This window comes from Kitasatospora sp. NPDC003701, assembly GCF_053587085.1.
Map to the genome: position 1 here is coordinate 1 of NZ_JBSFNM010000105.1, position 20,023 is coordinate 20,023.

A 20,023-nucleotide genomic window follows, 5' to 3' on the forward strand; every position below is an offset into this window, starting at 1 on the left:
CCCCTGCTGCTCGGCGCCGTCGACAACAACGGCCGCCCGCTCATGGTCGACACCGCCGCATCACTCGACCCCGGCGCCGCCGGCTCCCGCTCCATGCTCGGCGTCCCACTCACCTACTCCCGAGGCATCGGCGGCAAGCTCGTCAGGGCGTCCGGCTCGGCGGACACCGGCCTGCGGATGATCGGCGGCGACTGGTCCCAGTGCGCCTACGGCGTCGGCATGGACATCGAGATGAGGATCTCCACCGAGGCCAACTACAAGGACGCGGACGGCAACTGGCACTCGGCCTTCCAGGAGAACCTGATCCTTATCCTGTGCGAGGCGTACTTCGGGTTCGTCGTCGGCGACGAGAACGCGTTCGTCAAGTACACCGCCACCCCCGGCGGCAGCTGATGAGGCGCCCGCTGCGGGTCGTCGCGCGGGTGCACGGCTACCCGCCGGACCACAACGCGGGCGCCGAGTGGATGCTGCACACGATGCTGCGGGCGCTCGCCGACCGCGGCCACCGGGTCAGCGTCCACCTGTTCCGCTACGGGGCCGGCCTGCCCGGCCGGTACGACCTGGACGGCGTCGCCGTGCACCCGATCCAGTCGTCGTACTTCCCCGAGGCCGGCCGCGACGCCGACGTCCTCATCTCGCATCTGGAGGGCGTCCCGGCGATCGCTGGCTACGGCCGAACCTGGCGAGTGCCTACCGTCGCGGTGGTCCACAACACCCATGCGCCCTCCGTCGAGGGCGCGGCCGCGTGCGACCTGGCCGTCTACAACGCCCGCTGGACCCGCGCGGAAGCCGAGGACTACTACGGCCGGCACCGGCTCACGCCACCGGCCGAGGTCGTCGTCCGGCCGCCGGTGCTCGCCGCCGACTATGCCACCACCCCCGGCGACCGTGTCACCCTCGTGAACCTCTACGAGGACAAGGGCGGCGCCCTGTTCTGGGAGTTGGCGGACCGGATGCCGGACGTGCAGTTCCTCGGGGTCCGCGGCGCCTACGGCGAGCAGGTCATGCCCGGCCGGATCCCCGACAACGCCGAGGTCCTGCCACAGATCCCCGGCTCGCAGATGCGTGACCTGGTCTACGCCCGCTCCCGCGTCGTTCTGATGCCCTCCTCGTACGAGTCCTGGGGGCGGGTCGGGGTCGAAGCGATGACCTCGGGCATCCCCGTCATCGCCCACCCCACCCCGGGCCTGGTCGAATCCCTCGGCGCCGCCGGAGTGTTCGCCGACCGGGACGACCCGGCCGCCTGGGAAACGGAGCTCCGCCGGCTCCTCGACCCGAAGGCCTGGGCCGCCACCTCGAAGCGGGCCCTCGCCCGGTCCGCCGAGCTCGACCCCACCGCCGACCTCGACGCCTGGTGCGAGGCGGTGGAGGAGCTCGCCGAGCAGGGGGTGAAGGCGTGACCGCCACCGTTCAGCAGGTTCGCGACCTGTGCCCGCTCGGCACCCCCCTGACCGACTCCCAGCTCCAGGCCCTCATCGGCATGGCCGAGCTCAACCTGGTCGGCCGCTACCCGGACCTGCTGGCACGCGTCACCGCGGGCACCATCACACAGGACACCGTCGACTACGTCGAGGCCTCGATGGTCGCCCGGATCGCCCGCAACCCCGAGGGCCTGCGGATGGAGATGGACGGCGACTACCAGTACCAGCTGAACGCCACAGCCGTCTCCGGCTACCTGACCCTCCTCCCCGAGGAACGGGAGATGATCACGGTCCGCCGGGGAGCGTTCACCATCACCCCGTACTCGGCACGGACACCCCCGCCAGCCGGACCCGACTGGTGGTGGTGACCGTGTCCCTGCTCGACAACGGCCCGGACACCATCACCGTCTACCCGGCCGGACCGGTCCGGCCGGACGGCACCCGCGGCCCCGAGGGCACCCCGGTCACCGTCCGCTGCCGCGTCCAACCCTCGTCGTCCTCCGAGGACGCGACGGCCGGCTACCTCGACCAGACCCTGTATCGGGTCCTCGCCCGCACTCTCCCGGCCGGGCCGTGGTCACGCGTCACCTGGCGCGGCCGCGACTGGACGGTCGTCGCAGAGCCCAAGCGCCACAGCGGCTCCGCCCGCACCCGGCACGACACCGCGCTGATCCGCCGGAGGTGACCTCGTGGTGAACATCAACCACCCGCGTCTGAACGCCCGAATCGCCCACCTGCGCTCCGTCCGGGCCGCGGTGCGGGCCGAACTGGACGGGCGGGCCGCGCGCGTGGCCGCGGTCGTCGCCGCGCACAACCGCACCGGCGAGCTCGCGAGCAGCCTCACGGTGGAGACCGACCGGACCGACAGCACGGTGTCCATCTCCGACCCGGCGATCCTCGCGATCAACTACGGCCACCAGCAGGGCGGCCGGTGGGTGGACGGGATCCACGCCATCGAGGCCGGCCTGTGACAGCGCCACTGCCGGACGTCGACACGCTCGTGCGCGGTGCGCTCACCGCGGCGCTCGGCGCCGACGCCACCGTGATGTCGCTGATGCCCGACGACTGGGCGGGCCGGCTGCCGCTGGTCGTCGCCCGCCGCGTTCCTGGCGCTGGCGCGATCGACCCGCGTGGCCTGGACGCCGCCATCGTGGACGTCCAGGCGCTGGCCGCCGACCGCGACCAGGCGTCCCTGCTGGCCCGCCGCGCGGTCGCCAGCCTGTTCGACGCCTGCGTCCAGCAGTACACCGCGGGCACGGGCAGCGGCCACCTCTCCCACTTCAGCGGCTCCGGTACCGGGCCGGCCGAGATCCGCACCGGCCTGCCCGTCCCGGACGCAGGCCTCTTCCGCTTCGGCGCGACCGTCCGCGTCACCGCCCGCCCCTCGCCCGCCCCCTGACCCCATGGAGGTCCTCGTGACGCTCGACGCCACGACCACAATCATCCCCGGCACCGGCTACATCTACCTCGCCCCGCCGGACACCCCCAAGCCCGTGACCATCACCGACCCGCTCGCGCCCGGCTCTCCATGGGGCAACCTCGGCCACACGTCGCGCGACAACATGCCGGAGCTGACAAGGGACGGCGACGACCCGACCACGCTGGGAAGTTGGCAGTCCGCCAAGCTGCGGCAGACCAGCCCCGACGTCGAGTACGGGCTGACGTTCAACTCGATTCAGGCCGACGCGGCCAGCCTTCAGCTGTACTTCGGCGCCGGCCCGGAGGCGATGCGGCCCGACGGCTCGATCCGCATCCCGGTCAAGCCAACGCCACAGATCAAGGCCCTGCTGATGATCATGGTGGACGGCTCGCACTTCGTCCCGCTGTGGCACCCGCGCGTCTCCCTCCTCGGGGCCGACGCGGTTTCCCTCGACCCCGAGAACTGGTTCGAGCTGCCGATCAAGGGGACTTTCCTCGCCAGCTCGCTCATCGGCGGCGCGATCGGCGAGTGGGCGACCGTCCTCGGCGCCAGCTCCTGACCCAGTCGCACAGCTCGTGCCGCCGGCCACGGTCCCACCGGCGGCACGGGCCCCGCCCTGCCCCGGGACCGCCACCGAAGGGACCACCACCATGACGTCCAGCCTCGAACGCATCATGGCCGAAGTCGCGAAGAGCTACCTCTCCGTGCCGCTCGAACTGCGTGACGGGAGCACCGCCACCCTGCGCAACATCCTGCTGATGGACGAGACCGACCGCCGCAGGGCCACCACCACGCTCGCCGGCCTCGACGCCGACCCGGATCACTTCGACGCCGACGTCGTCGAGGAGCAGGTGCGGCTGTCCCGCGAGTTCCTGGCCGCCGTCTCGGACCGGCCCGAAGCCGTACGCGGCGAACTGGCCGACTGGCCGGCGGCCGCGCTGGTCGTGCTCGTCAACGAGTACATGGAGGCGACCCAGGCGGGGGAAGCCTAACGCTCGGCCGCCTGGTCGAGCAGCACACCGACGCGATCCGGGCCGACCTCCAGGAGGTCTACGGTCTGGACCTGGCCGACGTCTGGCGTGGCACCCTCGCCCCCACCCGGGCCCTCGACCTCATCGCCGAGCTCCCACCCGGCTGCCGATTCGCCGCCTCCGCACTCGGCGACCGAAGCGCGGTCGGCTGGGACGTGCGCACCCACCTCCTCGCCGACCTGGTCGAGGCCGCGCAGATGGTCGCGTGGACCACGATGCAGGTCAACTCGCGCCGGCAGCTGAAGCCCCCCGCCCGGCTTCCGCGCCCGGGCACGCGCACCGCCGCCCGCCCGAAGACGGAACCGCTGGACCTGTCCCGCCACCCCGAGGCCCGCCCCCTGCCAGAGAAGTACCGCACCACCTGACCCCCGGGCAGGAACGATCCTGCCCAACATCGCGGACGGGGGTGATCCGCGATGGCCGGAGGACCCGGCGGCCGCGAGGTCGATCGCCTCTCGATCCGAGTCCTGCCCGACACCAGCGGGTTCGCGCAGGCACTCCAGCGCTACCTCGACCGGATCGAACAGCGGGCCCGCCTCCAGGTCACGGTCACGGCGGACACCAGCGGGTTCGCCCAGCGCCTGCGGGCCGCCCTCGCGGGGGCGGCCCGGACGCTCGACGTCCCGATCCGCCCCAGCGTCGACCGGACTGCGGCCCGGCAGGTTCGTGCCTACCTGGTCGCGCTGACGGAGCGCCTCGACGCTCCGATCCGCCCGGTCATCGACCGGTCCGCGGCCCGCCGGGCCGGACGGGACCTCAGCCGCGCCCTCGGCGAGGTGCGGGTTCCGGTCCGCCCCCGTGTCGACCCGTCGGCCCGCACTCGGGCACTCGCTCAGCTGGCCGAGCTGGGCCGCACCCGCACGGCCACGCTCACCGTCCGGGCGGACGAGTCCCCGATCCGGCAGGTCTCGACCGCCCTGCGGAGCATCAACCCCGCGAGTGCGGTGCGCGGCCTGGTGTCGCTGCGCGGCGTCCTCGCCACGCTCGGCGCGGGCAGCCTGCCCTCGATCGCCTCGCTGGTGGTGAGCCTGGCCCAGATCGGGCCGGCCGCACTCGTGGCGGTGCCCGGCGTGCTGGCGCTGGCGTCGGCGGTCGGCGCGCTCACCCTCGGCACCAAGGGCGTAGGCGCCGCACTGAAGGCGGCAGCCACCCCGGCCGCCGGCGCGGCCGGCGCGGCGTCCACGGCGCGGGCCGTCGCGGCGGCACAGCGACAGCTGAGCGACGCACGCGAGCAGCTCACCCGCACCACGGAGGACGCGGCCGTCCGCAGTGTCCGGGCCGACCGGGACGTCGCCGACGCCGAGCAGAACCTGGCCGACGCCCGGCGGGAAGCCGCCGACCGTTCCGTCGACGCGCTGCGCGCGGTTGCCGAGGCCGAGCGCCGGCTGACCGACGCCCAGGCCAAGGCGCTCGACGCCCAGAAGGCGTTGGAGGCCGCACGCGTCGAGGCCGCCCAGAACCTGGAGGACCTGGCCGACCGCGTCGTCTCGGGCCGCCTCGACGAGCGGGACGCGGTCCAGCGCCTGGCCGACGCCGAGAAGGACCTGGCCGACGCCCGCACGTCCGGGTCGGCCGACGGCATCACCCGGGCCCAGCTCGCCTACGAGCAGGCCGCGCAGGCCCTGCGCGAGCAGCGAAAGGACCTCGGCCGCCTGGAGGCCGAGCAGGCCCGGGCGACCGCGGCCGGGGTGGACGGCGCGGAGCGCGTCGTCTCCGCCCAGCGCGACGTCGTCGACGCCCAGCAGGCGATCGCCGACGCCGCCCAGGCAACGGCGGACGCGCACGCCCAGGCCGCCCGCCAACAGGTCGACTCCGCGGCGACAGTGGCCCGTGCCGAACGGGACGTCGCCGACGCCCGCCAGGCCGCCGCCGAGCAGGCACGCGACAGCGCACGGCAGATCGCCGACGCCCAACGCGCCGTCGCGGACGCCCAGCAGGCGATCGCCGACGCCGCCCAGAAAACCGGCGGCGCTGCCGGAGTCGACGCGGTCGCCGAGGCCATGGGGAAGCTCGCGCCGAACGCGCGAAGCTTCGTCGGCGCGGTCCGCGAGATCGGGCCAGCGTGGCGAGAGGTCCAGCAGGCCGTCCAGCAGCGGCTGTTCGCCGGCCTCGACGACGAGCTGCGGCTGACCTCGGCGTCACTGCTGCCGATCCTGCGCCAGGAGCTCGCCGCCACCGCCGGCGTTCTCAACCAGATGGGCGTCGGCGTCGCGGGCGCCGCGCGGGAACTGGCCGCGAACGGCACGCTCGGTGCCGCGCTGTCCGGCACCACCCAGGGCCTGCGGAATCTGGCCGGGGTCCCCGGGCAGATCGTCACGTCGCTGACGACGATCGGTGCGGCCGCCGCCCCCGGCCTCGGCCGCGTCACCCAGGCCATCGCCGAGGCCTCGGCGTCCTGGGCCCAGAAGCTCCAGGCCGGCCTCGCCTCGGGCGGACTGGAACGGCTGATCAACCAGGCCATCAACCTGGCCGGACAGCTGGTCTCCGTCCTGTCCAACGTCGGCCGCATCGTCGGCAACATCTTCGGGCCGGCAGCCGCCGCCGGCGGCGGCTTCCTCGGCGTCCTGGAACAGATCACCGCCCAGCTCGCCCGAGTCACCGCCACCCCGGAAGTCCAGCAGGCCCTGCTGGACCTCTTCAACTCGCTGGCCCTGGTCGGCAAGATCGCGGCGCCGCTCGTCGGCCAGGCCCTCCAGGCCCTCGGCCCGGTGGTCAGCGCGCTCGCCCCCGGCTTCCAGCTGCTGGTCACGGTGCTCGGCCAGCAGGGACTCCAGCCGGTGATCACCGCGCTCGGGCCCGTCCTGCTCGCAGCGGCCAGGGCCGTGTCCGGCCTCGCGGCCGCCGGCGCCCCGCTGCTCGGGCTGCTCGGCACCCTCGCGTCGGCACTGCTGCCGGCCGTGACACCGCTGCTTGACGGACTCGGTCTGATTTTCAAACAGACCGAACCACTGGTGGCCGCGCTCGCCAACGCCCTCCAGGCCGCCCTCGGGCCGATCCTCGCCCAACTGCCAGTCCTGATCGGCCCGTTCGTCACCATCCTGACCAATCTGACCGGGGCACTGCTGCCGGTCCTGACCCAGCTGATCACCCAGCTGCCGCTCGGCCAGTTCGGCCAGTCCTTCGCGGCGATCGCCGTCGCACTAGCCCCGCTGCTGGCCCAACTCGCCGTCCTTCAGGGCAAGGTGTTGACCGGCCTGGTGACCGTGCTCCAGCCGGTGATCAACCTGGCGGCCCGGCTCGCCGCGGTGTTCGCCGGCGAGCTCGCCAAGACGATCGAGCAGGTCGTCGTGCCCGCGCTGCGGCTGGTCTCGGCCGTGCTGCACGGCGACCTGTCCGGCGCGGTCGACGCGGCGAAGGACCTGCTGCGCGGCCTGGTCGAGACCGTCGTCCGGCGCGTGACCGACCTGCCGGTCGCCATCCTCGGCATCCTGCGCCAGTTCGCCGTCGACACCTTCGAGGCGGGCACGAAGATCATCGGTGGCCTGATCGACGGGATCAAGTCGAAGGCGGGCGCCGTCAAGGACGCCGTGACCGGCGTCCTGAAATCGGCCCGTGACCTGCTGCCCTTCTCGCCGGCACGCGAGGGACCGTTCTCCGGCCGCGGCTGGACGCTGTACTCCGGCCAGAGCATCAGCGACGCCCTCGCGACCGGCATCCTCGACGGCCAGCAGCAGGTGTACGACGCGACGTACGCGGTGGCCGCCACCGCACAGGGCAACCTCGCCGGGCTCGCGGCGCCGCTCGGCGCCCCGGGCGCTCGCCGCCCCACGATGGCCGCCTCCCCGGCGGCCGCCGGCCTGACGCTCAACATCGCGGACTTCCACGCCTACGCGGACCAGTCGCCGGCCGACATCGGGCGCGCCCTCTACCGCGAGACCAGAGCGAGGGGGTGAGCCGGTGGCCGGTGAACTGATCACCACCGACGGCCAGATCCAGTGGCGCGGACTCCTGCTCGGCGAGCGCTCCCCGTACGCGGGCCGAGACCTCGCCGGGTGGGACAGCCTGCCCGACATGGACGACGCCTCCGCCCTGCGGGCCCAGCAGCACGGCGCCTACCCGGGCCGGCTGCTGGCCCGTCAGCGCGTCCTCACGTGGGAAGCGGAGCTCATCCCCGAGGACCCGGCGCAGGACGCGCTGTGGCCGCAGTTCCTCGCCCAGCTGCGGGCCGTCACCGGTGTGCGTCAGGACGAGCAGCCGCTGGTGGTCCGCCTCGCCGGACAGACGCTGCTGGTCCGTGGCCGGATCACCGACCGCATCATCCCCTCCGACCAGAAGTACACCGCCGGCTACCCCGAGATCAGCCTGGAGTGGACCTGTTCCGATCCGCTCCGCTACAGCCTCGAAGAGACCAGCGCGATCACCCTGCTGCCGCAGCCCAGCCAGGGCCTCGACTGGGCAGACGGCGCCAGCCCGGCCGGCCTGGACTGGCACGACGGGGCCGCCCCGGCCGGCCTCGACTGGGGAACAACCGGATCGACCGGGGACCTGACGGTCAACAACTCCGGCGACGCCGACGCGCCGGTGATCATCGAGTTCCGGGGACCGGTGACCACACCGTCGGTCCGGCTCCAGGAGACCGGGCAGGTCCTGGAGTACGACCTGGTCCTGGCCGCCTCCGACGTCCTCACCGTCAGCACCGCCGAGGGCACCGTGACGCTCGCCTCGGGGGCCTCGCGCCTGGGCACCGTCACCCCTCGATCGGGCCCGGAGCAGGCGTTCCTCCTGCCGCCTGGCAGCTCCACCCTCAGCTACCGCGACGGGCCCAACGCGACGGGCACCGCCGCGTCCATGACCGTGCGGTACCGCTCCGCGCACTGGTGAGAAGGAGGACCCTTGACCACCAAGTCCGCGTGGCTACTGCCGCGCTCCGGCGCCGGCGGCCAGACCCGCGAGGACACCCGCCTCGCCCCGCTCGGCACGATGACCCCGGCCGGCACCCTTACCACCCGCCCGGGCGTCGTCCCTGGCGGCGGCTACGCCGTCACCGGCTCCGGCATGACCGCCACCGTCCCCACCGGTCGCGGCATCGTCCAGGGCACCACCACCCAGGGGCCGATCCCCGTCGTCACCACCGCCGCCGAGACCATCACCATTCCCGACGGCACGGGCCAGCCCCGCATCGACCTCATCGTGATCAAGGTCTACGAGAGCATTTACGACGCGTCCGGACTCACCCTGGCCCGCGCCGAACGGGTCGCCGGAACCCCCGGCACAACGCCGGTCGTGCCCGCCGTGCCGCCGACCAGCATCGTCCTCGCCCAGATCCTGGTCCCCGGCGACGCGTCCGCCGGCAAGCCGATCGCTTGGGGGACGGCGCTGACGGACCGCCGCCAGTACACGAGCAGCATCGGCGGCATCAACCCCGACGGCGCCACCGGCGGCGTGCACGACCGGCAGTACCGCGACGGCGGCAAGGCGGCCGGCCTGGAGCGGTACGACGGAACCAGCTGGGAGTCGCGCCTGTACCTCGGCCCGGCCGGCCGCGTCGTCATCGGCACCGACACCGCTCTCTACCGCGGCGGCACCGGGGTAGTGAAGACGGACGGAACCGTCCACGCCGCGGGCATGGCCTCGGGCTACACCGAGGACACCACGTCAAACGTGATCGTCAACACGACGTACGCGTCGACCAACCCCACGATGGCCGTGACCGCCACCGCGCCTCCGTCAGGTCGGCTCCAGATCTTCGGGACCGTCAGGCAGGACATCAACGCGGGCCACTTCGTCTTCAGCTCATTCCAGGTCAGCGGGAGCGTGTCCGGCACTCTGCGCGCACCGTCCGACATGGTCTCCGTCCTGACCGGCTCCGACACCCTGTACTCGCAGGCCGCGGGGAGCCTCGTCGCCATGGTCATCGGGGCCAGCCCCGGTGAGACAGTCACCGCCACCTGGACGCACAAGGTCGACGGCGCCGGCGGCGCCGCCAACATCTACGCCCGCGCCCTCGGCCTCACACCACAACTCGGCTGACGGGGGACGGCATGGTCTACCAGCTGCGTGTCTGTGATCTCCGTTCCGATGACGTCCTGGACGTGCTGCCGATCGAGCAGGTCACCTTCGACGACTACATCAGCCGGACCGGATCCCTCTCCGGCACCGTCCCCCTGCCGAACCGCGGCCTCGCGCGGCGGGCCCGGGCCGCGATGACCCCCGGCCGCACCATGCTCTACCTGGAGCGGTCCACCCCCTTCGGAACCGAGATCGCCTGGGGCGGCATCCTGTGGACGCGTACGCCCACCATGGCGGACCGCACACTCACCATGCCGATCCAGGCCGCGACCATCGAGAGCTACATCCGGTCCCACCGGATACTGCTCACCAACGTGGCGTACCACCAGACCGATCAGCTGGACATCGTGCGCCAGATGCTCGACGGAATACAGGGGACTCCCGGCGGCGACATCGGTATCGACGCGGACTACAGCGAGTTCTCCGGCGTCCTGCGAGACCGCTCCTACCTGGGCGCGGATCTCCACTACGCCGGTGAACTCTGGGATCAACTGGCCGCCTGCGAGGACGGGTTCGAGTGGCGCGTCCCGATCTACCGCGACGCCGCCGGTGTCCACCACAAGGACCTGCAGCTCGGCTATCCCAAGATCGTTGTCACCGGCGAGGACCTGATCCTCGACAGTCCTGGGCCGATCCTCGCCTACTCCCTCCCCGAGGACGCCACGACCACGGCGAACCTGTGGCTGGCCCGAGGCGCGAGCATTAACCAGAACCAGGCCGTCGAAAGCTACCCGTTGATGGCCGGCCCGCTGTTCGCCTCCGAGGACTGGGCCGCTGGCTGGCCGCAGCTCGACGGCTCCTCCAACTACCCGTCCGTGGAGGAGCCCGGCACCCTGTTCGAGCACGCTGTCGCCGACCTCGCCCGGGCCCGGCAGCCAGTGATCATCCCCACCGTCTCGTACGCCACCGCGGACGCGCCCCAGCCCCGGCTCGGCTCGTACGTACGGCTGCGGATCCAGGACGACTGGTTCCCGGAGATGCACAGCGCGCGGTACCGGATCGTCGGACTCCGCGTCGCGCCCGAGGAGCGCGGCCGCCACGAGACCACCGAGCTCTACCTGGAGGCAGCCTGATGCCCTACGTCCCGCAGGACGTCAGCGACGTTCTCCGTGACCTTGATCGCCGGATGCGCGCCATCGAGGGCCGTGCCAACATCAGACCCGCCCAGAACCAGATCCTGGCCGGCGACGTGACAGTCGGCCAGGGCGGAACCTTCCGGGTCAACGACACCGACGGCGACCCCATGTTCTACGTCGGCGCCATCGACCCGCCCAACCCCGACGGCTCCGCGCAGCGCGGCCTGCTCGTGTTCCGCCAGGACGGCACCCTCGCCCTCTCGGTGTCTCAGGTGACCACCGCCCCCGGGTACCCCCAGGCCGTCGTCATCCGTGACGCCCGAGGGAACACGCTCTTCGCCGAGGACGTCGGCCTCGGCGGTTTGGCTGCGCCGATCTTCGGCGCCAGCGGCTGGTACGGATACTCCGAGGTGCCGCAATGGACCACGGCGTCCGGCTCCTGGTCGACGTGCATGTCCCTGCCGTGGCGCAAGTGCCACCCGCGCGTCCAGGCCCACTACCTGGCGCGCTGTTCGGACGGATCGACCAGCGGCGAGATCCGGATCCTCGACGGCAGCGGGTCCGTCGTCGCCCAGCAGGCCCTCGGCGCCGGCAGCTACGTCGTGGGCAGCCTCACCGGGCCGATCACCGGAGCTCACCTCGGTACCCAGACCCTCACCTGGCAGGCCCGAGTCACCGGCGGCTCCGGAACCGTCGGCGTCCGGGGCCTGTCGACGTTCGGCGTCGCCAGCTAGTGCGGGTTGTCGGGGTACGGCTGGCCGGTCGGCGCGGCGGTGTCCACCGGCCCGGGGCTGGGCGGCAGGCCGTTGTCAACGGTCCCCGCGCCACCCGGATGTTGGCCCACTGGACTGGACGTGGGCGAGGGCGAGGAGGGCGCGGTGGTCGGCGCGGGTGGGGGTGTCGTCGGCAGCTCGGCCGTCGCACTGGGTGCCGCCTGTTGGGGCTGCACTGGCATCTGCGTCTCCTTCTTCGGTGGAGCGGACTGTGGGGCTGAGGCGCCGACTTTCGCCCTCGGGCTCACGCTGGCCGGCCCGGCCGCGGTGGTGCTCGCCGCAACCGTCGGCGAGCTCGGCACAACAACCGTGGCGCTCGGCGGCTCGGCTGAGGACGGCGCCGAGGAGCTCGCGGCCGGCGCCGTGCTCGGTGACACGGCCACCTCGGCCCCCGCCGGGGCCGTCGCCGGCGCGGGGCCACCTCGCGTGAGCGCCGCGGCGGTCGCGCTCCCTCCGGCTATGACGACCACGGCCGCCACCGCTGCCCACGTCTGGCGCTTCAACATCCCTACCCCCCAGGTCGGTTGCGCTGATGTGCGGCCACCGTACCCGGTCGGACCGACACCGGGCCATCACATCGCACACACAGGAAACAGGAGACAACAGCATGTCGTGGTACCCCGGGGCAGAGAAGTTGGAGCTTCAGCCCGAGTCGGACGAGCAGCCGGCGATCGTGCCGACGCAGGTCATCTTCCACAGCATCGCGGCGCCGTGGACGCCGCGCCGCATCTACGAGTACTGGCGGGACTCGACCAACCTGGACTGCCACTTCGGCGTCGGCTACAACGGCGCCGTCGGCCAGTTCCTCGGCACTCAGACCCGGGCCGACGCGAACATGCGGGCCAACCGCAGGCCGGACGGCACCGGTGCCGTGAGCATCGAGACGGCCAGCAACAGCCAGCACACCGACCCGTGGACGGACGCTCAGCTCGCCGCGCTCATCGCGCTCGGCGCCTGGCTGCACCGGGAGCACGGGATCCCGATCCGTGTCTGCCGCAGCGACAGCGACCCCGGGTTCGGCTACCACCGGCTCTACCCGGCCTGGTCGGACGGCGGCACCGCCTGCCCCGGCGACGCCCGAGTCCGCCAGTTCCACGACATCGTCCTGCCCGGCATCGCTGCGGCCGCCGCCGGCAAGGCGCCGACCACCACCACCCCAGCGCCGACCCCGGCGCCCGCACCCGTCCAGGAGGACGACATGCCCAGCCTCTCCGAGATCGACGAGCTCATCCAGCAGCGCCTCGCCGCCGAGCGCGACATGGTCGCGCACGCCACCCTGTACTGGCTGACCGTCGCGGCCGGCGGTCTCGAGGACGACCCCGGCACGCACCCGCTCGCCGCCGTCGTCCCCGCGCTGCGCGACCGACTCGCCGCGTTCCCCGGCCAGGTCTGGGAGCACCCGGTTCCGCGGGTCGCCCGACAGGCCGACGGCACGTGGGCGCCGGACGGCAGCACGTTGGAGGCCCGGTGGTTCCTCGGCTGGCAGGACGTGTTCCAGTCCCAGCTCCTCGAGGCGATCGGCCGGACCCAGCTGTCCCCGGAGCAGATCCGCGACGCTCTCGCGGCCGGCACCCTGCACGTCGAGTTGTCCGTCACCACCCCGAAGGAGTCCTGATGCGCGACTCGACCCGCCGCACCATCCGTACCACCCTCCAGACCGGTCTCGGCATCGCGCTCGCGCTGCCGCTGATCGTTGACGCCTCGGGGATTCCCGCGGCGACGCCCGGCGTCGGCGTCGGCCTGGCCGTCGCGGCTGGCATCACCCGCGTGATGGCCCTGCCCGCGGTTGACCGGCTGCTGCCGTCCTGGCTGCGCGCGGCCGCGGACCCGGACGCGGACGCCCTGCGCCAGGCGGTGCGTGAGTGACCGGCCCGGCCCCGGACACGGGGATCGTCATCACTGCTGCTCAGATGTACGAGGAGGTCCGGCGGGTGGGCGATGGCCTGATCAGGCTGGAGGCCAAGCTGGACGCGCTCGGCGCCGCCGATCGGGACGTGGACACCAGACTCGCCGACCACGAGTCCCGCCTTCGCCGACTCGAGGCGGGCCGGTGGCCGCTGCCGACGATCGGTGTGCTCGGCGGCCTGGCTGGCACCGTCGTCGCGGTGATCGCCCTGCTCCGCCCCTGAACGCCCCGGCCCCCGCTCGCCCTTCGGGCGGGCGGGGGCCCCTTGTTGTGTCCGGGGGCAGCGATCGGCGAGCGTGCCTACAGGTCGATACCGAGGGTGAGCGTGTGCCGGGCTCGGCCGCCCTCGTCCTTGACGTCCCAGGCTGCGGAGTGGATGACAACGTACGGGTACGCGTCCGCCCAGTCGGCAGCGGCGCGCAGGGCCTCGCCAGCAGTCCAGCCCCCGATAACGGCGGCGGCGCCGGGGGTGAGGATTACGCCGTACTGGCCGGCGGTGGAGTGGAGTTCGGCGAGGGCCGCGTCCGTGGTCGTCGGCTTGGGAGTCTGCGTCCTGTCCATGCGGGCATCGTACGGCTGAGCACCCACAGGAGTCCCCGGCTCCGTCGCTGGGCAGGACATGTTCGGAACCTCACGCCTGGATGATGAGCTCCAGACGAACGCACTCACCCCGCGCCTCGACGACCGTGGCCCAGACCGAGGCGGTGATGAGCACGTCGGGGTGAGCATCTGCCCAGGCGGCAGCGTCGCGGAGGGCCTCGCCTGGACTCTCACGGTAGAACGAGATGTGGATCAGCCGCTCAACCGCGGCAGCGAACTGGTCTGCCGTGTCCTCGACTTCGCCCAGCACATCGTCCGCCGTGCGCAGGGCCATCATGCGGCGGTCAGCGTGCGTGCGCGCTCCGCGAAGTCGGCGGCCAGCCGGTTCTTCCCGAACGGCTCCATCCGCCTTTGCAGGTCGGCCACCGCCTCGACGGCGCGGCTGCTCTTCACCTGGCCGGCAAGCGAGAGGGTTCTCAGCCCGGCAGCGTAGGCCTGCTCAAGATCGCGCTTCTGGAGGTGAGTTGACGCTAGAGCGGCCTGCGAGAGTGCGCCTCGACGGGCACGGCCCTGTGCTCGAGCGTGGTCGATGGAGCGCTTGGCGTGCTCGGCGGCACCGATGGGATCGCCTGCGTCCCGCAGGGTCATGGCGTGCTCGCCGTGCAGGTACGCGGGGTCGATGTAGAGGGCCCACTCCGGCTCCTCGTCCGGGTGGATCCGCTCGGCAACGGCCTCTGACTGGGCTACTGCCCGAGTCGCGGCCGCCTTGTCGCCCATCGTCGCGAGGGCCCGGCCCTCGAGGGCCCAGAGGTCGGCGAGGGCGGCGGCCGATGTGCCGCGCAGCCCGTGCCGCCCGGCCTGGGCGAGCCGCAGGCCCTCCTCAGGGTGCCCCAGGAGGGTGGCCTGGTCGGCCATACCTGCGAGAACGTGGGCGCCGAGCGGCGCGTTCTGTGACTCCTCGGCGAGGCGGAGCGACTGGATCAGGTAGCGCTGGGCGGTGCCGTGCTCGCCGTTGTCGTAGGCCATCCACCCCAGGAGGTAGGTCTGCTCGGCGGCAGCCTCGCACAGGGCCTGGCGGACGTCATCGGGCTGCGGGCGCCTCAGCAGCGGGTAGACGTGGATGTTCATGTACTGGGCCAGGAGGAGCCTGCCGGACCCGCCGCCCTGGAAGATGTCGACCTTCTGAAACTCCGAGAACATGTTCCTCACCGCGGTGACGTCTTCAGCGCGGACGCGCGGGCCGGGCTCGGGTTCCTGGTCGAGGGTGGCGAGGAGCCAGTCCCTGCTCGGTCCGGTGGCGGCGACAGCGGCGAAGGGTGCGGCGGCCAGGAATTTGCGTCGGTCCACGTCTGCTCTCCCCAGGTCCGAAACGACTTCCACCGTAGCGGTGTAGCTGCGGGAGTACAGGAGGGAGCGGTCCTCGGCAGGGCTCTCACCGAGTCCGAGTTCATACGATGTGACCCGATATCCAACCTTGGCTGAGATGACGTCAGCGGCGATTCCTGGGACCGGCCGACGTGGCTGGTTGCCCTCCAGCATCCGACGGACGGCTGTTCCGTCCGTCGCGATCTGGGGGTGTCCAGCCTGCTGAGCTGCGGACCTGACCCTGCGTGCGAACTCGCGGTTGCTCAGGCCGGCCCTCTTGAGCCAGCCAGCGAGCTTGGTGTTCGGCTCCTTCATGGCTGTTACCTACCCTCCAGTGCCACCCCTCGCAGAAGTGCCACCCTCTGCCACCCCCGCAGGCCTCACGGCGCCCGGCCTGCAAGTCGTTCTCTAGATGGCGATGGTAGTCCCGGCGACCGAGGAGGGGGCCCGTTGTTGACGGCCACCGAGCACCCGTTATCCACCATGCCCCTGTCCGCGTGGACGTGGATCGACTCCACCCCCGAGGGGCTGGTCGCCTTCGTGCTGATCACCCCGGCCACCGAGGCGTCGTCCGGCCTCGGCGCGCTCGCGCAGGCCGCCGGCCTGGAGTCTCCCGACCGGCCGCTGCCTAGCCCCGGCCTCCGGCTCGTCCTCCACGACTCGTACGCCATGGTCATCCTGCCGCGGGCGAAGACCGCGCTCCGCATCCCCACGGATGAGGGGTGGTCGGACTTCGTACGTCGCGGGGGCGCCGTGGTGGTCATCATGGGTGAGCGCTCGCTGGTGCACGACGCCGAACGGACCGAGGTCGAGAGCTACCTTCTTCAGTCCCTTCTCCCTGGCGGACTCTGGATGGCCAAGACGTCCCTCGCCGCCGCTCACCCGCCCGCCGGAGTGCGGGGCGAGGCCTGCATCGTGTGCGGTCGCGGGGATGGCCAGCTTGATCCTGTGGGATACGCCTACACCCCAACCACCGGCGCGCCGCTCGGCTGGGCTGTCGTCGCGCACCCCACGTGCCCTACCGAGGAGGAGCAGTGACCGAGCAGGACACCCGGCGGCCGGCGGACCCGGATGAGCAGGTGTGTGGGCGCTGTCGATCCTGCGACAACTACGGCGCCGGCCGCTACGACGGGCCCTGCGCCGGGTTCACGGACTGGATCACCGACCACATCGGGTGCCCTCGCCCCAACCAGGAGGTCACCCAGTGAGCGCGGCTGGCGGCATCGCCCGGAGCTCGCCGATCGAGACCATGGGCACATGCATCCGGTGCGGGGCGTACACCCGCGGGCGCTGGTATCGGACGGTCGACGAGCGGTTGGAGCTGATCGACCGGCACCCGGGCTGCCCCAACCCGGCCCCGGCGCCGACCCGGTGATCGATGACGGCCAAGGCGAGTACCGGGCCGCTGCGGCCCGCCGACGTCACGGCCAGCGCGACCCCGTCCGGCTGACCGCGGCCTGCGCGATCTCACTCGCCGGCCTGCTGGTCGTCGCCAGCCTGCTGATCAGCCATCCACTAGGACAGGACCGACCCCATGGGGATCTTCAAGCGCAAGGCGGAACCGACGCCAGCGCCAGCCGCCGACCGTGCTGCTGCCGCCGCTGATCAGGCACAGATGGCGCGGCTCGCAGTCGAGGTGGGCGACGAGCCGATCGCCAAGGACCGCAGCCGCAAAGCCATCCGTGCCGCGAAGGGCCTGCCACTGCCGATGCACGACCGAGAGCCGTCTGACGAGTGGCTGCCGGAGTAGCCCCGGGAGCGCCAGGATGGTCCCCCGGCCGCCACAGGCCGGCTGACAGAGAGTCGAGCTGATGAGCGACAGGATCCCCCCGCGCGCGCAGGGCCGGTGGCACCAGCGCCGCGGTGCTGCGGGCCCGACCCGGGTGCGCTCGCACCCCACGATGCCGCCGCCGAACCAGATCCCGGCGGACAACCCCATCGAGTCCGAGGAGGACGACGTGGCACAGCGAGACCGCAGTGGCAGCGGTGGTGGGATCGGCGGTCCCCCGCCGCCCCCGCCCGCGCCGAAGACCCCTCCGCCGCCCCCGCCGCCGCCTGCGGACTAGGGCCCGGGTAGCGCTGGCCGGCCGTCGGCGGACGGCCGGCCAGCGCTACCCGTACAGCAGACGCCACGTGGGCAGGTCGAACGTGGCGGCGATCGCGGCCAACTCGTCCAGCCCCGGCGCGGTGACAGCGCGCTCGTAGTTCCCGACAGTCTGGCGATCCACGCCGATGAGGTGCGCAAGCCGCTCCTGAGAGAGACCCCGCTGGCGTCGCAGGTGTCTGATCCGCTCGCCGACCTCGCGCCGTTCCTGCAGCTGGCGGGCATCGGGCGGTCGACGAGATGGGGATGGCACCCCTTGACGCTGGCCCCGCTGTGATCAAAAGTCTGCATACCAAATTACCCAGTTACTCGGACTTCTGTTCGATAGACTCGACCCGCCGCAGCCCGGGGGGACCAAACCGGGAGCACGCCCTGAGCACGTACACCCTCTCCATCGAGGGCCTCGCCGAACCAACGCGTTTCGAGACTCTCGACGTCGCGATCGAAGCGCTGGTCGCCATCCTGCAAGCCGCCCCCATACGTCCTGACCGCGCTGAGGCGTACGTGTGGATGATCGCTGGCGAAGGCGGCTTGGACCGGGTGCGCGATTTCATCGCCCGCGATGGCGCGTTCCGGCTCCGGTTCACTGCCGACGGGCAACCGTTCGTCGCGGTGATCAGCTAGCGCTGCAGCTCGCGCTTCGCCCACCAATACAGCAGCTGCGCCACCGTCTCCGACCGCGTCATCGTCTTCAGCTCGGCAAGGCGGTTCGTCACGGTCCGGCGCGACACGCCCAGTTCGGCCGCAGCGCCATCCTGCTCCATGCCCCGAGCCAAGCAGGCCAGGATCCCGGCGTGAATGGCCAGCAGCTCGGGCTCAGGCGCACCGTCCCACGCCTCCGAGTGGGCCCAGTCCCGCTCGAAGGACCCCACCACAGCTGCGACCAGCGTCTCGCTGGTCACTACGACCGCTTTCTCGATGGCTACCTCCTGCACGGTCCACGGATCAAGCACAGGGATCACGGCGGCCCGGCGATCCACGATGATCGCCCGTCCGAATGTCCTGCCCGTACGGATCTCGGCGCCCTGTTCGGTCATCGTGGTGGCCCAACGAGCCGTAGGCCCGTCCGATCGCACGGTGGGCAGGTAGATGGTGCGCATGCGCGCTCCGCGCTTGAGCACCCCGAGATCGCGCTGGTAGGAGACGGCCAGAAGGTCTGCCGGCCGCGGGCCGCTGGGCTGAGCTGTCAGCAGTTCCCGGGTGCACGAGTTGACCAGGGCCTCCAGCCGGTCATTGATGACGTCGAGGCCGGACAGGAACTCGATCCCGGTACGCCTGCTGCTCTCGGGCCGAGCAGCGCGGTAGGCCGATGCCATCTCCGTCAGCTGGTACGGCACGGACTGAGCCTCGGCGAGGAAGCTGCCGGCCATCTTGATCAGTGAGGCCTGCCAGTACTGGACCGCACCGTCGACGTCGAGCGGCTGCATGTGTCCAGGCCGTTCGGGATCCGGCGCGATGAGGCCGGCACCGAGAAGCTGGTCACATTCGGGACTGGCTGGCGGCGCCGTCTCCTCCCCGGAGAGCACCCTCATGTAGAGGTCGCGTGCTGCCGGTATGAGAAACAGACGAGCATCCCGAGTGTCCGATTCCACCGATTTACCCCAGTTGGCACGACGTCAGCGATGCGCATGTGCGCAACTTTCTGAGGATATCGCGGGAAGGCTTGATTCAACTTCGAAGCACACGAACACTAGTACCCACCGGAGGCGCGCACCTTCTCCGGCCCATCCGATCACCAGGCTGCTCAGCAGTGAAAGGGGTGCCTCATGCCCGCACGCAAGATCACCCGCCGTGCCCTGGCTGGCCTCGCGGCTGGTGCCGCGCTGACGGTCGGGCTCTCCCTGGCCGCCTCGACGCCGACCGAACCTCGCCACGTGGCCGACTCGGTCTGGGGCGCCGTCGCTCCGGAGCCGACACCGACCGTAGCCCCGGAGCCGACCGCGACGCTCGCCGACTCGGTCTGGGGCTGAAAGCTGCGGCCGGCAGTCGCTGACGGCCGGCCGCAGCCCCTCACTTCCCGCCTCGCAGCGCCCGCTTTCACCGGGCGCTGAGGGGCGGGAGCCCAAAGGGCCGATAGGACAACCCTCAAGAGCTGTGGGAGGCTCGCCGGGATCCTATCGGCCCTTGACGCTGCCCTGCACCCCCCGAACGGAGGGGTGCGGGGCAGCTCGCGTGCGCGGACCCTGGGGAGTTTTCAGGGAGCAAGAGGCCCCCGAGGGAGGCTGTGGGGAGATTCTCAGTGAGGAATCCTGAGGAACCCCGTGAAAGCATGAGGAAGCCAAAAGCCGCAGTTCAGAGGCTCTTCGGAGCCTCGCCCGCCACTCCGTTGCTGGTCTCCGGCTCCTCGACGAAGTCGACGCGCTTGAATTGCTTGTTCA

The 20,023-nt window shown here is 72.0% G+C and carries 28 protein-coding genes; 23 read left to right on the top strand and 5 right to left on the bottom strand.

The genetic code is table 11. The annotated features are described in order from the left end of the window. The 17 genes from ACWDRR_RS42545 to ACWDRR_RS42625 all read left to right on the top strand — a co-directional run. On the top strand, positions 1-393 hold a 393-nt coding region (locus ACWDRR_RS42545; RefSeq protein ID WP_449777699.1), incomplete at its 5' end, for a phage major capsid family protein. Next, entirely contained in the window at positions 393-1,400 is a 1,008-nt protein-coding gene (locus tag ACWDRR_RS42550; protein ID WP_449777700.1) for a glycosyltransferase family 4 protein, read from the top strand. The genes ACWDRR_RS42545 and ACWDRR_RS42550, both read left to right, overlap by 1 nt. Further along, positions 1,397-1,789, top strand: a complete 393-nt coding sequence (locus ACWDRR_RS42555; protein ID WP_449777701.1) for a hypothetical protein — start codon at positions 1,397-1,399, stop codon at positions 1,787-1,789. The genes ACWDRR_RS42550 and ACWDRR_RS42555 overlap by 4 nt, the downstream gene beginning before the upstream one ends. A gap of 2 nt (positions 1,790-1,791) precedes the next feature. Further along, the gene (locus ACWDRR_RS42560; RefSeq protein WP_449777702.1) at positions 1,792-2,106 is read left to right on the top strand and encodes a hypothetical protein; all 315 of its coding nucleotides are present in this window, start codon (positions 1,792-1,794) and stop codon (positions 2,104-2,106) included. 4 nt (positions 2,107-2,110) lie between these two features. After that, entirely contained in the window at positions 2,111-2,392 is a 282-nt protein-coding gene (locus ACWDRR_RS42565; RefSeq protein WP_449777703.1) for a DUF5403 family protein, read from the top strand. After that, the gene (locus ACWDRR_RS42570; RefSeq protein ID WP_449777704.1) at positions 2,389-2,820 is read left to right on the top strand and encodes a hypothetical protein; all 432 of its coding nucleotides are present in this window, start codon (positions 2,389-2,391) and stop codon (positions 2,818-2,820) included. Before ACWDRR_RS42565 ends, ACWDRR_RS42570 begins: the two co-directional genes overlap by 4 nt. Positions 2,821-2,836: 16 nt before the next feature. Beyond that, positions 2,837-3,400, top strand: coding sequence for a phage tail tube protein (locus ACWDRR_RS42575; protein ID WP_449777705.1), 564 nt, complete (start codon positions 2,837-2,839; stop codon positions 3,398-3,400). A gap of 91 nt (positions 3,401-3,491) precedes the next feature. Then, entirely contained in the window at positions 3,492-3,833 is a 342-nt protein-coding gene (locus ACWDRR_RS42580) for a phage tail assembly protein (protein ID WP_449777706.1), read from the top strand. A 194-nt stretch (positions 3,834-4,027) separates the two neighbouring features. Next, positions 4,028-4,237, top strand: coding sequence for a hypothetical protein (locus tag ACWDRR_RS42585; protein ID WP_449777707.1), 210 nt, complete (start codon positions 4,028-4,030; stop codon positions 4,235-4,237). Between the two features lie 51 nt (positions 4,238-4,288). After that, on the top strand, positions 4,289-7,765 hold the full coding sequence (locus tag ACWDRR_RS42590; protein ID WP_449777708.1) for a hypothetical protein: 3,477 nt from the start codon (positions 4,289-4,291) through the stop codon (positions 7,763-7,765). Between the two features lie 4 nt (positions 7,766-7,769). Next, positions 7,770-8,693 carry a phage distal tail protein gene (locus ACWDRR_RS42595; RefSeq protein ID WP_449777709.1) on the top strand — a complete coding sequence of 308 codons (924 nt, stop codon included), beginning with the start codon at positions 7,770-7,772 and terminating at the stop codon, positions 8,691-8,693. A 12-nt stretch (positions 8,694-8,705) separates the two neighbouring features. Beyond that, a complete protein-coding gene (locus ACWDRR_RS42600) occupies positions 8,706-9,842 on the top strand; it encodes a hypothetical protein (RefSeq protein WP_449777710.1) in 1,137 nt (378 codons plus the stop codon). Between the two features lie 11 nt (positions 9,843-9,853). Next, on the top strand, positions 9,854-10,954 hold the full coding sequence (locus tag ACWDRR_RS42605) for a hypothetical protein (protein WP_449777711.1): 1,101 nt from the start codon (positions 9,854-9,856) through the stop codon (positions 10,952-10,954). Continuing rightward, the gene (locus ACWDRR_RS42610; RefSeq protein WP_449777712.1) at positions 10,954-11,691 is read left to right on the top strand and encodes a hypothetical protein; all 738 of its coding nucleotides are present in this window, start codon (positions 10,954-10,956) and stop codon (positions 11,689-11,691) included. The genes ACWDRR_RS42605 and ACWDRR_RS42610 overlap by 1 nt, the downstream gene beginning before the upstream one ends. 646 nt (positions 11,692-12,337) lie before the next feature. Continuing rightward, positions 12,338-13,345, top strand: a complete 1,008-nt coding sequence (locus ACWDRR_RS42615; protein WP_449777713.1) for a peptidoglycan recognition protein family protein — start codon at positions 12,338-12,340, stop codon at positions 13,343-13,345. Then, the gene (locus ACWDRR_RS42620; RefSeq protein WP_449777714.1) at positions 13,345-13,596 is read left to right on the top strand and encodes a hypothetical protein; all 252 of its coding nucleotides are present in this window, start codon (positions 13,345-13,347) and stop codon (positions 13,594-13,596) included. The genes ACWDRR_RS42615 and ACWDRR_RS42620 overlap by 1 nt, the downstream gene beginning before the upstream one ends. Continuing rightward, positions 13,593-13,859 (top strand): hypothetical protein, encoded by a 267-nt coding sequence (locus ACWDRR_RS42625; protein ID WP_449777715.1) that lies wholly within the window; start codon positions 13,593-13,595, stop codon positions 13,857-13,859. The genes ACWDRR_RS42620 and ACWDRR_RS42625 overlap by 4 nt, the downstream gene beginning before the upstream one ends. Before the next feature lie 77 nt (positions 13,860-13,936). On the opposite strand, the gene ACWDRR_RS42630 is transcribed toward ACWDRR_RS42625, so the two are convergent. From ACWDRR_RS42630 to ACWDRR_RS42640, 3 genes are all read right to left on the bottom strand, one after another. Further along, a complete protein-coding gene (locus tag ACWDRR_RS42630) occupies positions 13,937-14,197 on the bottom strand; it encodes a hypothetical protein (protein WP_449777716.1) in 261 nt (86 codons plus the stop codon). A gap of 70 nt (positions 14,198-14,267) precedes the next feature. After that, complete coding sequence (locus ACWDRR_RS42635) at positions 14,268-14,513, bottom strand: hypothetical protein (RefSeq protein ID WP_449777717.1); 246 nt, start codon at positions 14,511-14,513, stop codon at positions 14,268-14,270. Next, complete coding sequence (locus ACWDRR_RS42640; protein ID WP_449777718.1) at positions 14,510-15,523, bottom strand: transcriptional regulator; 1,014 nt, start codon at positions 15,521-15,523, stop codon at positions 14,510-14,512. Before ACWDRR_RS42640 ends, ACWDRR_RS42635 begins: the two co-directional genes overlap by 4 nt. 501 nt (positions 15,524-16,024) lie before the next feature. Between ACWDRR_RS42640 and ACWDRR_RS42645 the strand changes: the two genes are divergently transcribed. The 4 genes from ACWDRR_RS42645 to ACWDRR_RS42660 all read left to right on the top strand — a co-directional run bounded on the left by ACWDRR_RS42645 (position 16,025) and on the right by ACWDRR_RS42660 (position 17,291). Continuing rightward, the gene (locus ACWDRR_RS42645; RefSeq protein ID WP_449777719.1) at positions 16,025-16,579 is read left to right on the top strand and encodes a hypothetical protein; all 555 of its coding nucleotides are present in this window, start codon (positions 16,025-16,027) and stop codon (positions 16,577-16,579) included. Continuing rightward, complete coding sequence (locus ACWDRR_RS42650) at positions 16,576-16,749, top strand: hypothetical protein (RefSeq protein WP_449777720.1); 174 nt, start codon at positions 16,576-16,578, stop codon at positions 16,747-16,749. The genes ACWDRR_RS42645 and ACWDRR_RS42650 overlap by 4 nt, the downstream gene beginning before the upstream one ends. Further along, on the top strand, positions 16,746-16,916 hold the full coding sequence (locus ACWDRR_RS42655) for a hypothetical protein (RefSeq protein WP_449777721.1): 171 nt from the start codon (positions 16,746-16,748) through the stop codon (positions 16,914-16,916). The genes ACWDRR_RS42650 and ACWDRR_RS42655 overlap by 4 nt, the downstream gene beginning before the upstream one ends. Before the next feature lie 159 nt (positions 16,917-17,075). Beyond that, positions 17,076-17,291 (top strand): hypothetical protein, encoded by a 216-nt coding sequence (locus tag ACWDRR_RS42660; RefSeq protein ID WP_449777722.1) that lies wholly within the window; start codon positions 17,076-17,078, stop codon positions 17,289-17,291. A 361-nt stretch (positions 17,292-17,652) separates the two neighbouring features. Here ACWDRR_RS42660 and ACWDRR_RS42665 read toward each other — a convergent pair whose 3' ends face one another. Further along, positions 17,653-17,898 carry a helix-turn-helix transcriptional regulator gene (locus ACWDRR_RS42665; RefSeq protein WP_449777723.1) on the bottom strand — a complete coding sequence of 82 codons (246 nt, stop codon included), beginning with the start codon at positions 17,896-17,898 and terminating at the stop codon, positions 17,653-17,655. Between the two features lie 20 nt (positions 17,899-17,918). Between ACWDRR_RS42665 and ACWDRR_RS42670 the strand changes: the two genes are divergently transcribed. Further along, positions 17,919-18,269 carry a hypothetical protein gene (locus ACWDRR_RS42670; RefSeq protein WP_449777724.1) on the top strand — a complete coding sequence of 117 codons (351 nt, stop codon included), beginning with the start codon at positions 17,919-17,921 and terminating at the stop codon, positions 18,267-18,269. On the opposite strand, the gene ACWDRR_RS42675 is transcribed toward ACWDRR_RS42670, so the two are convergent. Beyond that, positions 18,266-19,072, bottom strand: a complete 807-nt coding sequence (locus tag ACWDRR_RS42675; RefSeq protein WP_449777725.1) for a hypothetical protein — start codon at positions 19,070-19,072, stop codon at positions 18,266-18,268. The genes ACWDRR_RS42670 and ACWDRR_RS42675 overlap by 4 nt on opposite strands. Before the next feature lie 339 nt (positions 19,073-19,411). Here ACWDRR_RS42675 and ACWDRR_RS42680 point away from each other — a divergent pair, with 339 nt between their 5' ends. Then, entirely contained in the window at positions 19,412-19,615 is a 204-nt protein-coding gene (locus ACWDRR_RS42680) for a hypothetical protein (protein WP_449777726.1), read from the top strand. The last annotated feature ends 408 nt before the right edge of the window (positions 19,616-20,023 follow it).

Coding starts and splice junctions, on each gene's coding strand:
- ACWDRR_RS42580 (WP_449777706.1), top strand. CDS start 3,492: ATGACGTCCAGCCTCGAACGCATCATGGCCGAAGTCGCGAAGAGCTAC.
- ACWDRR_RS42660 (WP_449777722.1), top strand. CDS start 17,076: ATGGGGATCTTCAAGCGCAAGGCGGAACCGACGCCAGCGCCAGCCGCC.
- ACWDRR_RS42635 (WP_449777717.1), bottom strand. CDS start 14,513: ATGATGGCCCTGCGCACGGCGGACGATGTGCTGGGCGAAGTCGAGGAC.
- ACWDRR_RS42610 (WP_449777712.1), top strand. CDS start 10,954: ATGCCCTACGTCCCGCAGGACGTCAGCGACGTTCTCCGTGACCTTGAT.
- ACWDRR_RS42590 (WP_449777708.1), top strand. CDS start 4,289: ATGGCCGGAGGACCCGGCGGCCGCGAGGTCGATCGCCTCTCGATCCGA.
- ACWDRR_RS42645 (WP_449777719.1), top strand. CDS start 16,025: ATGCCCCTGTCCGCGTGGACGTGGATCGACTCCACCCCCGAGGGGCTG.
- ACWDRR_RS42620 (WP_449777714.1), top strand. CDS start 13,345: ATGCGCGACTCGACCCGCCGCACCATCCGTACCACCCTCCAGACCGGT.
- ACWDRR_RS42680 (WP_449777726.1), top strand. CDS start 19,412: ATGCCCGCACGCAAGATCACCCGCCGTGCCCTGGCTGGCCTCGCGGCT.
- ACWDRR_RS42550 (WP_449777700.1), top strand. CDS start 393: ATGAGGCGCCCGCTGCGGGTCGTCGCGCGGGTGCACGGCTACCCGCCG.
- ACWDRR_RS42605 (WP_449777711.1), top strand. CDS start 9,854: ATGGTCTACCAGCTGCGTGTCTGTGATCTCCGTTCCGATGACGTCCTG.
- ACWDRR_RS42615 (WP_449777713.1), top strand. CDS start 12,338: ATGTCGTGGTACCCCGGGGCAGAGAAGTTGGAGCTTCAGCCCGAGTCG.
- ACWDRR_RS42630 (WP_449777716.1), bottom strand. CDS start 14,197: ATGGACAGGACGCAGACTCCCAAGCCGACGACCACGGACGCGGCCCTC.
- ACWDRR_RS42675 (WP_449777725.1), bottom strand. CDS start 19,072: ATGCAGCCGCTCGACGTCGACGGTGCGGTCCAGTACTGGCAGGCCTCA.